This is a genomic window from Dactylosporangium sp. NPDC051485 (genome assembly GCF_040682015.1).
Taxonomy (GTDB): domain Bacteria; phylum Actinomycetota; class Actinomycetes; order Mycobacteriales; family Micromonosporaceae; genus Dactylosporangium.
Genome location: NZ_JBFAZW010000200.1, coordinates 1 through 10,120, shown reverse-complemented (window position 1 = coordinate 10,120; position 10,120 = coordinate 1). Strand labels below are relative to the sequence as shown.

Annotated in this window: 15 protein-coding genes; 7 read left to right on the top strand and 8 right to left on the bottom strand. The window is 74.2% G+C overall.

The window, feature by feature from the left end:
* On the top strand, window positions 1-424 hold a 424-nt coding region (locus tag AB0M46_RS50120), incomplete at its 5' end, for a glycosyltransferase family 9 protein (protein WP_363348626.1).
* A 213-nt stretch (window positions 425-637) separates the two neighbouring features.
* Complete coding sequence (locus tag AB0M46_RS50115) at window positions 638-1,342, top strand: hypothetical protein (RefSeq protein WP_363348624.1); 705 nt, start codon at window positions 638-640, stop codon at window positions 1,340-1,342.
* Between the two features lie 28 nt (window positions 1,343-1,370).
* Here AB0M46_RS50115 and AB0M46_RS50110 read toward each other — a convergent pair whose 3' ends face one another.
* On the bottom strand, window positions 1,371-2,177 hold the full coding sequence (locus AB0M46_RS50110; RefSeq protein WP_363348622.1) for a hypothetical protein: 807 nt from the start codon (window positions 2,175-2,177) through the stop codon (window positions 1,371-1,373).
* Between the two features lie 193 nt (window positions 2,178-2,370).
* Here AB0M46_RS50110 and AB0M46_RS50105 point away from each other — a divergent pair, with 193 nt between their 5' ends.
* A complete protein-coding gene (locus AB0M46_RS50105; protein WP_363348620.1) occupies window positions 2,371-2,925 on the top strand; it encodes a hypothetical protein in 555 nt (184 codons plus the stop codon).
* Window positions 2,926-2,946: 21 nt separating this feature from the next.
* Here AB0M46_RS50105 and AB0M46_RS50100 read toward each other — a convergent pair whose 3' ends face one another.
* Window positions 2,947-3,375 carry a hypothetical protein gene (locus AB0M46_RS50100; protein WP_363348618.1) on the bottom strand — a complete coding sequence of 143 codons (429 nt, stop codon included), beginning with the start codon at window positions 3,373-3,375 and terminating at the stop codon, window positions 2,947-2,949.
* A 215-nt stretch (window positions 3,376-3,590) separates the two neighbouring features.
* Between AB0M46_RS50100 and AB0M46_RS50095 the strand changes: the two genes are divergently transcribed.
* A complete protein-coding gene (locus AB0M46_RS50095) occupies window positions 3,591-4,346 on the top strand; it encodes a class I SAM-dependent methyltransferase (RefSeq protein WP_363348616.1) in 756 nt (251 codons plus the stop codon).
* Window positions 4,347-4,349: 3 nt separating this feature from the next.
* Here the strand turns inward: AB0M46_RS50095 and AB0M46_RS50090 are convergent, their stop codons facing one another.
* Window positions 4,350-4,595, bottom strand: coding sequence for a hypothetical protein (locus AB0M46_RS50090; RefSeq protein WP_363348614.1), 246 nt, complete (start codon window positions 4,593-4,595; stop codon window positions 4,350-4,352).
* Between the two features lie 128 nt (window positions 4,596-4,723).
* On the opposite strand from AB0M46_RS50090, the gene AB0M46_RS50085 reads away from it, so the two are divergent.
* Entirely contained in the window at window positions 4,724-5,398 is a 675-nt protein-coding gene (locus tag AB0M46_RS50085) for an HAD family phosphatase (protein WP_363348612.1), read from the top strand.
* 15 nt (window positions 5,399-5,413) lie between these two features.
* On the opposite strand, the gene AB0M46_RS50080 is transcribed toward AB0M46_RS50085, so the two are convergent.
* Both AB0M46_RS50080 and AB0M46_RS50075 read right to left on the bottom strand, forming a co-directional pair.
* Window positions 5,414-5,965, bottom strand: a complete 552-nt coding sequence (locus AB0M46_RS50080; protein WP_363348610.1) for a peptide deformylase — start codon at window positions 5,963-5,965, stop codon at window positions 5,414-5,416.
* Window positions 5,955-6,959 carry a helix-turn-helix transcriptional regulator gene (locus AB0M46_RS50075; protein ID WP_363348608.1) on the bottom strand — a complete coding sequence of 335 codons (1,005 nt, stop codon included), beginning with the start codon at window positions 6,957-6,959 and terminating at the stop codon, window positions 5,955-5,957. Before AB0M46_RS50075 ends, AB0M46_RS50080 begins: the two co-directional genes overlap by 11 nt.
* Before the next feature lie 83 nt (window positions 6,960-7,042).
* Between AB0M46_RS50075 and AB0M46_RS50070 the strand changes: the two genes are divergently transcribed.
* Entirely contained in the window at window positions 7,043-7,240 is a 198-nt protein-coding gene (locus AB0M46_RS50070; RefSeq protein ID WP_363348606.1) for a hypothetical protein, read from the top strand.
* A 12-nt stretch (window positions 7,241-7,252) separates the two neighbouring features.
* Here AB0M46_RS50070 and AB0M46_RS50065 read toward each other — a convergent pair whose 3' ends face one another.
* A complete protein-coding gene (locus AB0M46_RS50065; protein ID WP_363348604.1) occupies window positions 7,253-7,600 on the bottom strand; it encodes a nuclear transport factor 2 family protein in 348 nt (115 codons plus the stop codon).
* Window positions 7,601-7,854: 254 nt separating this feature from the next.
* Here AB0M46_RS50065 and AB0M46_RS50060 point away from each other — a divergent pair, with 254 nt between their 5' ends.
* On the top strand, window positions 7,855-8,655 hold the full coding sequence (locus AB0M46_RS50060) for an alpha/beta hydrolase (RefSeq protein ID WP_363348602.1): 801 nt from the start codon (window positions 7,855-7,857) through the stop codon (window positions 8,653-8,655).
* A gap of 9 nt (window positions 8,656-8,664) precedes the next feature.
* Here the strand turns inward: AB0M46_RS50060 and AB0M46_RS50055 are convergent, their stop codons facing one another.
* Together AB0M46_RS50055 and AB0M46_RS50050 are read right to left on the bottom strand one after the other, a co-directional pair.
* Complete coding sequence (locus AB0M46_RS50055; RefSeq protein ID WP_363348599.1) at window positions 8,665-9,321, bottom strand: response regulator transcription factor; 657 nt, start codon at window positions 9,319-9,321, stop codon at window positions 8,665-8,667.
* Window positions 9,322-9,326: 5 nt separating this feature from the next.
* The coding region (locus AB0M46_RS50050) for a sensor histidine kinase (protein ID WP_363348597.1) at window positions 9,327-10,120 on the bottom strand (794 nt) is incomplete at its 5' end.

Genomic DNA, 10,120 nt, shown 5'->3' with positions numbered 1-10,120 from the left:
AGCGCCCCCGCTGGCCTGCTGTGGGGCGGGACTGGCCGGCCGGCGGGGGGGCTCCCGACGCGGTGCCCCCGGGGGCCGGGCCCTGCCGGCGGCGCTGGCCGGCCACGCCCGGCTCGTGGTCAGCGGCGACACCGGCGTCGCGCACCTGGCCACCGCCTACGCCACCCCGTCCGTGGTGCTCTTCGGCCCCGCGTCGCCGCAGCGCCGGGGGCCGCCGCGCCGACGGCCGCAGCACGTGGCCCTCTGGCACGGCCAGGCCGCCGAGCCCGGCGACGCACCCGGCGACGAGCCGCACCCGGCGCTGCTGTCGGTCACGGTCGCCGAGGTGCTCGCCGCCGCCCATCGCGTCGCCGGGCGGAGGTCTTCGCCGCCCCCGACGGCACCCGCCCGGCCTGCCACCGGACCGGTTCCGGACGCCCGCTGATCTGCCTGCCGGCCGGCGGACCCGGACGTACCGCCCGGCCGTGGACGCGCCGGTGCTGCTCGTGGCTGGCAAGGTTGCCCTCGTGCCGGGCGCCGCTCACGTTGCGTGGCGGGACGGTCCCCGAGCGGTTCGTTATGGTGCTTTACGCCTGGTAGCGGTACGACACCAGGTGCCGGGGCTGAAGCGGCGCGCCGGTTCTGGCAAACTGCCCGAATGCAACGACCGGCGCCGCGCCTGACCGTCGGACCGCTCCCATCCTCCGTGTACTGGCGACGTCGCGCCATCGTGCTCGCCGTCGTCGTCGTGGCCGCCGTGCTCGTCTGGCTGGCCGTGCGGGGCGGCTCACCCTCCTCACCGACGTCGGCGAGCAGCCAGTCGGCGACGATGACCTCGTCGACGCCCGCCACGACGCGGGCCGCCCCCACGGAGGCGACCCCCACCCCGGGCGAGTTCACGTCCCCGTCGTTCACGCCGGACCAGACGGGACCGTCCGCGACACCGCGCAGCCCCGCCCCGGCCAACGTGGCACCCTGCACCGACGACCAGATCACGGTCACGGTCGCGGCCAGCCCGTCCCCGGGCCTGGTGGGCGGCACGTTCACGTTCAGCATCGCCATCGCCTCGAAGGCCACCGACTGGTGCTCACGCGACCTGGGCGCGGGCGCCCAGGAGATCCGCGTGCTGCGCGACGGCGAGCTGCTGTACTCCTCGGACGAATGCGGCGGCGGCAAGACCAGCGACGTCCGCTCCTTCGCCGCCGGGGACGCGGTGATGTACCGCCACGCCTGGAGCAGCTACCGCGCCACCCCGCACAACTGCGCCCCGGCCGCGAACCCGGCCCCGCCCGGCAAGTACCAGGTCGTCGCCCGCATCGGCACCAAGCTCAGCGCGCCCGTGGACTTCATCATCAACCGATGAGCGGCCGCGGGTAGCCCGGCGCCGGAGCCTACGCCTGCGGTGCCGGCACCTGCGGCTGCACCGGCCCGTCCGCGCCCGCCTGGGCCAGTCCGTCCACCTTGGACGCGAGCGCGGCGAGGTCGGTGGCGGTGGCGATGAGCTGGCCGAACGCCTCGGACCAGTTGCGGAACGGGAACTCCAGCGAGGAGCGGCCGCCGTTCTGGGCGACGTTGATCAGCTTGGCGTCGCGCAGGACGCGCAGCTGGGCGATCTGGTCGGTGTTCACCCGACGGCTGATCATGCCGTCGCACAGGTAGAAGATGTTGCCTTCGGCGTTGGTGGCCAGGAACAGCACGTGGTCATCCTCCGTTGCGGTGTCGGTCTTCAACGGGTTGTACGAGCCCGACCAGTCGACCATGTCGGTGCGGAAGCTGATGTGGATGTGACCCGTGTCGGTGGTGCCGGTCTGCGTGTGGCCGGGCTGCCAGGCGCAGTGCACGGCGTGGTTGTCGTCGACAGGGCCCCAGTTCATGTACTTGATCGGCGGGAACCGCCCGGCCGCCTTGTCCGAGTGCAGCTGGGCGCCGAGCCACTGCAGCGAGGGCAGCCCGCGCCCGGGCGGCGGGGGCATGATGTCGATCGCCATCACCACGCCGTACGGACTGGTGCCGGGCCAGCCGGTGGCGCTGAAGGGCGTGTGGTCCTCGGGCGGCTGGTGATCGAGGTGGGCATCGTTACCGAGTTCGTAGACGGTGTACCCCGCGGCGCGGAGGGTGTCGCGCAGCAGCAGGCCCGGCGTGCACAGCCGCCACTGTCCACCACGATTGAGCCAACTTCGGTGTTGCGGCGACGCCATTCCGCCTCCTACGCAAATGTACCGATTTGACCAAGCTCGATGTTCAGGAGTTCAACTTACCCGAGCCCCTCACGCCCGCGCCGGTGATCGGCCGGCGGCGAGCCGGACAGCCGGACCGTTCGGTCCGCAGGCCCGGCCGGAGCGACCGAACGACCGGCCAAGTCCGCCTCCGCCGCTGCCAGACTCCGGATGTATGACCGATCCCTACCCACAGAAGTTCGGCCATCCATCCACCTGGCCCACCCCGGTCGAGGCGCCCGCTGCGCCGTCGCTGATCCTGGTCCGGCCGCGGCGGCGCACCCACGCCGCCGTCTGGGTGAGCGTCGCGGCCGCCGCGGCCGTGACCCTGACCGGCGGCGCGCTGGTCGTCGCGGGCGCGGCCGGCAACGGCCCGGCCGCGGGCATCTTCAAGGACCCGGGCGTGGCCGCCTGCGAACAGATCCGCGACAACGCGGCCGCGGCCAGGTCCCGCCCGTCGAGCGCCCCGGCGTCCTCGTCGCAGGACGGCCTGAAGGCCTACCAGGCATTGCGCAAGCAGTTCGCCGACTCGCGGTACGGCGACCTGCGCACGGCCGGCACCGAGGTGCTCGACCTGCTGTTCCAGTTCTCCGGCGCCGACTCGGCCAAGGACGACAACGCCGGCCTGGCCTTGGTCGCGGCCGGCCAACTGGTGCAGCAATGGGCGACCCTGGCCGGCGCCTGCGGCAACCACGGCGTGACGATCCCGAAGCTCACGGAGCTGCGCTGAGCGACCGGCCGGCGGCTCGGCCTACGGGTACAGGCGCCGGCCGTCGTCGGACGTCATCGTGACGACCGGCCCGTCGAAGGCCACGGCACCGTCGGCGCCCACCCGGACGATCAGCGGGGTGGCGTCGGCGTCGGCGGGGTCCGGGGTGATGTCGACCGCCCGGCCCGGGTGGACGTCGATGTCCCGGCCGGTCGGCTCGGTGGTGAAGCAGTACGTGCCCTCGTACTCCGGGTCCACGCACAGGCGGACGGTGGCCCGGGCCGGCACCGCGGTGGTGGCCGGCCGGCCGCCGTGGATGGTCAGTTCCTCCATCGGCGAGACGTGGATCTCCAGCCGCGGGCCGGCGGATTCGATGGTCACCACCTGGCCGGGGCGCAGCTCGGCCGGGGCGGGGCCGGCCAGCCGGCAGGTGCGCCGGTACGACGGGTCGATGTGCAGTTCGAAGCCCACGGCAGGCTCTCCAGGCGGCGGGTCGGGCACAGGCTGTGGCGTCCGAGACTAAAGCATCCACGCCGGGGAAGAGCGCGGCCTGATGCGCCGCCGCGAGGCCAGCATCGACGACCTGCGCATCGCGGAGTCCGACCGCCGCATCTTCGGCCCCCGCCCCGACGGCGACCGTTCGGTGATTCCCTTGCACTGACGCCCACCCGTGCCACCATGATGGCGTGAGCTTCGAGGTCGCCGCGGACGCCTACGGACGCTTCATGGGCCGCTACTCCGAGCCGTTGGCGACGCAGTTCGCCGGGTTCGCCGAGGGCGGGCGGACGCTGGACGTCGGCTGCGGCACCGGCGCCCTGACGGCCGAGCTCGTCGCCCGGCTCGGGCACGAGCTCGTGGCCGCGGCCGACCCGTCCGCGGCGTTCGTCGCCGCGGCCCGGGCGCGGTTGCCGGAGGTCGACATCCGGCGGGCCGCGGCCGAGGACCTGCCGTTCGCCGGCGGCGAGTTCGACGCCGCGCTGGCGCAGCTGGTCGTGCACTTCATGGCCGACCCGGTGGCGGGGCTGCGGGAGATGGCCCGGGTCACCCGCCCCGGCGGCGTGGTCGCGGCCTGCGTGTGGGACCACGCCGGGGGCGGCGGGCCGCTGGCGGCGTTCTGGACGGCGGCCCGCCAGCTGGACCCGCAGGCCCGCGACGAGTCCGGCCTGGCCGGCGCCCGCCATGGGCACCTGGCCGAGCTGTTCGCCGCGGCCGGCCTGCGCGACGTCGAGGAGACTTCCCTGACGGTCCGGACCACCTTCGCCGGCTTCGACGACTGGTGGGAGCCGTTCACGCTCGGTGTCGGCCCGGCCGGGGACTACGTCAAGGGCCTGGACGCGGCCCGCCGCGACGCGCTGCGCGCCCGGTGCGCGACGCTGCTGCCGCGGCACGGCCCGATCGAGATCACCGCGTCGGCCTGGACCGCGTCCGGCCGGGTCGCCTGAGCGTCAGACCTCGCGGGTCGCCTCGCGCACCAGCATCGCGACCGGCAGCGTGCTGAGCAGGAGCACGCTCGCGGCGCACCAGGCGATGACGGTGCCGGCGTTGAAGAACGTCACCAGGCCGTCGTAGCCATCGACCAGGGCCCAGAGTCCGGCGGCGTAGAGGGCGGCCGCCGCGGCGAGCATGACCACCGCGGTCGCCAGCGGCCACAGCCAGGCGACCCGCCGGCGGGCCGGGCGCTGCGCGGACATGCCCGGACGATACCCCAGTCGTGAATATGGTGACGGATAGGGTGAATCACCAACCGGTGCGGACGCGGTTAGCATACCGAGGGTTCATCTCGGGGTTCATCTCGCAAGCACTCAACGAGGAGTCGCTGGTGGCGTCACAACGGGCGGGGTATCGGGCGGCGGTCCTGTTCGACCTCGACGGCACGTTGATCGACAGCGAGCCGGTCTGGGCGGCGGCCAACGGCAGCCTCCTGCGGTCGCGGTACGCCGAGATGACCGACGAGATCCTGCAGAACCTCAGCGGGCTCGATTCGACCCTGGCCATGCGGTACCTGCACGAGCGCTTCGCCTGGGTCGGCCGGGACCTCGCCAACGACGTGGCGTGGGTCGAGGAGCAGGTGCGCCAGCAGTACGCCCAGGGCGTGAACTGGCTGCCCGGCGCGAGGGACCTGCTCGCCGCGCTGCGCCGCGAGGGCCTGGCCGTCGGGCTGGTCACCTCGACGTACCGCACGCTCGTCGCCTATGTGCTGGCCGAGGCGGGCGCGGGCTGCTTCGACGTGGTGGTGTGCGGCGACGACGGGCTCGCCCCGAAGCCCGATCCGGCGCCCTATCTGGCCGCGATGCGCCACCTGGACCTGCCCCCGTCGGCCTGCGTCGCCGTCGAGGACTCGTCGCGCGGCGTGGCCAGCGCCGCGGCGGCCGGCTGCGCGGTGGTCCAGGTCCGCGGGCACCACGCCGCGCCCGGGGCCGACCGGCACTTCGACGCCCTGGCCGACATCGACGCGGTACAGCTGCGGGAGCTCATCGGCGCGTCCGTGCACTGAGGGCGGTACGACACCTCAGACCACGAACGCCGAAGGGCGCCCGCGCTCGGCGTGGTCCAGGCACAGCACCCCGCCCAGGTGGTCGATCTCGTGCAGCAGGTCGCGGGCGACGCGCCCCTCGTCGAAGACCGTCTCCCGCGGTTCGCCGATCAGGGTTCGGTACCGCACCACGATCCGCTTCGGCCGCCGCAGCAGACATCGGAAGTCGAAGAAGCTCAGGCAGCCCTCCGTCGCCTCCTCCCACGCCCCCGGGTCGGCGGGCGCGGCCTCGACCACGACGGGGTTGACGAGGACGATCTGCGGCGCGTTCGCCGGCCGGAACAGCGCCAGGGCGACGGGCTCGCCGATCTGCGGCGCGGCGAGCCCCATGGCGCCGGCGCTGAAGGTGTGCGCGCGCAGCACCGCGTCGGCGACGCCGGACAGCCGCTGCAGCACCCGGGCCGCCTCCCGCTCGTCGCCCGGGAACCGCAGCTCGCGGGCGGGCGTGGTGAGCCTCGGGTCGCCGAGTTGCAGGATGCCGAGCGCGGCCATCACCTCGCTGGGCCGCCGCCCGCCGTCAGGATGCATCGGCGAACCGCCATTCGAAGCGGTACCGGTCGTGCGCGCTCAGGTCCGTCGACGACCAGGACCACACGGCCCAGTCGTGCGGCGGGGCCGACTCGAAGCGCGGCGTGACCCGCTCGGCCGGGTGCAGGTCCGCCCGCCCGGCCGTGAGCTGCTGCACCCACACCCGCGTGTTGAGCCGCCGGGGAAAGCGCAGCTCCACCTCCAGCCGCCCGGTGTCGTACTTGAGGTGCCGCTGGTACCACGGCCCCCACAGCGGATCGGGCACGGTGTAGGTGTGCCCGATGACGGCCCGGTCCCCCGGGAGCAGCGGCAGCGGCTCGCGGTAGTCGATCGACCGGAACAGGATCCAGCCCTCGACCACGGTGTCGGTGATCAGCTGGTCGGCCCGGTGCATGAGCTCGGTCCCCCGCTCGCCCCGCTCCCCGGACTGCAGCCACAGCTCGAGGTCCTCAAGGCTGGAGGCGTGCCAGGCGTGGAAGTCCAGGTCCTCCCAGACGATGGGGTGGCGCCGGTGATGCTCCCGCGAGCGGGCGGCGTCGTTGGGGTACGCGTCGACGTGCACGCGGATCGGGAAGGCGTTGATCGCCTCCTCGCCGCGGTTCTCGATCTCGCGCATGACGGTGAGGTCGTAGCCCGTCTCGCGACGGGCCAGCAGCGTGCGCTCCCGCACCACCCGCATGCTGCGCGGCCCGGACGGGGCCGGCTCGGGGGCGCTACGGGCGGCGGGGGCCGCGTCGAGCCGGGTGCGCCGCTCCTCGTACTGCTGCCAGTCGCTCAGGATCTTGCCGCCCGCCCGCAGCACGATGTCGGCCCGGCGGGCGAAGCGGGCCGTCGGCTTCATGGAGCCGGCCTCGACCTTCGCCACCGTGGTCCGGTGGCACGGGATCTGCCGGGCCAGCGCATCCTGCGACAGCCCGGATCCCGCGCGGAACTCCCGGACGGACCTTCCGAAGGCGCGCTGCGCCGATTCGAGATCGCTCCCCTCGGTCTCCACCCACCCAGTGTGAATGATGGAGAGCGTGGTGTGAACGCATTGTGGCCTGGTGTCACCAACCGGTCGCGGCGTTGTCTCGATGCATGCAGAACTCACGAAACGATCGCCGCCGCACATTGGTGCACGCCGCTGTCCGGCTCGGGGTCGTCGCCGCCGCCATCACCGCCGGCGTCACGGCCGGGCTGTACACCGGCGCGCAGACGCCGATCACCATCGGCGTGCTCACCGCCATCGCGCTCAACGAGGTGCTCAAGTCGCCGGGCGACGGCCCGCGGCCATGAACCGCCGCGGGCCTACGGACGGATCTCCATCTCCGCCACGGCGTCGCCGTCGAACCGGTACACGTGCGTGACCACCTGATCGGCGATCACACCCCCGCCCATGTCCCGCACGACCTGACGCACGGCCACGGCGACCCGCCCGTCGGGTTCATGCTCGTACCCGACGGGCACCACGCTCGGATCGATCTCGGCCCACTGCCGCCGCCAGTACCCGGCGACCGCCTCCCGCCCCCGGACCGTGCCGCCCTCCCACCCGTTCGGCCACAGCACGTCGGGCGCGAGGGCGGCCAGCACCGCCGGGACGTCCCGCCGGTTGAAGGCCGCATAGAGGTCCGCCAGCCGCCGCTCCACATCGCTCATGCCCCCAGCCTCGACGCCGTCCGGCCGGGCGCCAAGAGGGCTTCGCCGCAAGCGCAACGAGGGCCGGTCGGTGCACCCACCGCGGGCCGGGACGCCGCTCCCGGCTCAGGACGGCTCGGGGAAGAGCACCTCGATGCCCTGTCGGCGTACCTGGTCCTGTCCGGCCTGCTGTCGGCCTTCGCCTTCTTCTGGATCCGCCGCCGTACCGCCTGATCCGCACCCGGTGCACACGGTGGCTGCGGGGAACGGCCCGGGTGCGGCATGATCGGGCGCGGGCGGACGGCGGGGAGGTCGCGGTGCAGCGCTACGTCGAGGTCAACGGGGTGCGCACGTGGTACGACGAGCGTGGCACGGGCGAGCCCGTGGTGCTGCTGCACGGCGCGATCGTCGACTCGCGCTGCTTCGAGGGCAACCTGGACGCGCTGGCCGGATCGTTCCGGCTGTACCTGCCGGAGCGGCGCGGGCACGGGCACACCGCGGACCCGGGCGGTCCGCTCAGTCCGCGGCTGATGGCCGCGGACACCGTCGAGTTCCTGCGGACGGTGCTGGGCGGGCCCGCGGCGCTGGTCGGCTACAGCGCGGGGGCGGTGGTGGCGCTGCTGACCGCGCTGGCCCGCCCGGACCTGGTGTCCCGGCTGGTGCTGATCAGCGGAGCGTTCCACCAGGACGGCGTGCTGCTGCCGCCCGCCTCGCCCGCGGACATCCCGCAGATCATCTACGACCAGCATGCGCAGGTGTCGCCGGAGGGGCCCGGGCACCTGGCCTCCGTCATCGAGCGGATCGCCGCCTCGGCCGAGGCGGGCGACCTGGCGCTGACCACGGCCGAGCTGCGGGCGGTGGACTGCCGGACGCTGGTGCTCACCGGCGACGACGACGCCGTCTCCCTGGAGCACACGCTGGAGCTCTACCGCGGGCTGCCCGACGCCGAACTCGCCGTGGTGCCGGGCGCCACGCACACGCTGCTGATCGAGAAGCCGCAGCTGTGCACCGGCCTGGTCGCGACGTTCCTCGCCGGGCCGCCGGCACCGACGCACATGCCGATCCGCCGGGCGTGAGGGCCCGGGTCAGGCGCGTCTGGGGACGACGAGGCCGGTCTCGTAGGCGAAGACGACCGCCTGGGTCCGGTCGCGCAGGCCGAGCTTGCCGAGCACCCGGCTGACGTGGGTCTTGACGGTCTGATCGCTGACGACGAGCCGCTCGGCGATCTCGGGGTTGGACAGGCCCTCGGCGATGAGCCGCAGCACGTCGGCCTCCCGGGCGGTGAGCGCGTCGAGCGGCGCCGGGTGTTGCGGCGGCCGTGGGCGCAGCCGCGCGAACTCGCCGATCAGCCTGCGGGTCACGCTCGGCGCGAGCAGCGCGTCGCCGGCTGCGACGACCCGTACCGCGTCGAAAAGCCGCTCGGCGGTGAGGTCCTTGAGCAGGAAGCCGCTGGCTCCGGCGGCGAGCGCATCGTAGACGTGCTCGTCCAGGTCGAACGTGGTGAGGATGAGGATCCGGGGCCCGTCCTCGGCGGCGAGGCGCCGGGTGGCCTCGATGCCGTGCATCACCGGCATGCGGACGTCCATGAGGACGACGTCCGGGCGCTGCTCCCGGCAGACCCGGACCGCCTCGGCGCCATCGCCCGCGCTGCCGACGACGGTGATGTCGGGCTGGGTGTTCAGCAGCGCGGCGAAGCCGGCCCGGACCACCTCCTGGTCGTCGGCGACCACGACCCTGATCATGCTGCTCACATCTCCTCCGCGGTGGCCATCGACGACTGCAGTTGCCCGGGCAGGGGCAGGATCGCGTCGACCAGGAATCCCCCGCCGGGGGCCGGCCCGGTCCACAGTTTGCCGTGCAGGGTGCCCACCCGTTCGCGCATGCCGAGCAGCCCGTGCCCGGCGCCCGGGGACCGGCCGGTTGACGGCCCGGGGCCGTTGTCCCGGACGCGCAGCCGCAGGGCGCGGCCGGTGTAGGCCAGCTCGACGTCGACGGCGGCGCCGGGGGCATGCCGGCGGACGTTGGTGAGCGCCTCCTGGACGATCCGGTACGCGGTGAGCTGCACGCCCGGATCGAGCGGCACCACCGGGCCGCGCACGAGCAGCCGCGCCCCGGCCCCGGACACGCGGCGCGCCTCGTCGAGCAGCCCGGCCAGTTCGCGCAGGCCGGGCTGCGGCGCGCCGTCCGCGGCGGCCCGGCCGGGCTCGCCGGGGTCCTCACGCAGGACGCCGAGCAGCCGGCGCATCTCGGTCAGCGCCGCCCGGGCCGTGTCCCCGATCGCGAGCAGGCGCCGGACGCCGTCCGGCGGCATGCCCGGCGTGGCCAGCCGGGCGGTCTCCGCCTGCACCGCGATCATCGAGATGTGGTGCGCCACCACGTCGTGCAGTTCCCGGGCGATGCGGGCGCGTTCGCCCTGGGCCGCATACGCCAGCAGCGTCTGCGCCATCGCCCCCCCCCACGCGGCGCGGGCCGCGGCCACCACGCGGGTGCGCAGCCCGAGGCCGGCACCCCACGCGGCGACCGCGGCGCCGGCGACGGCGC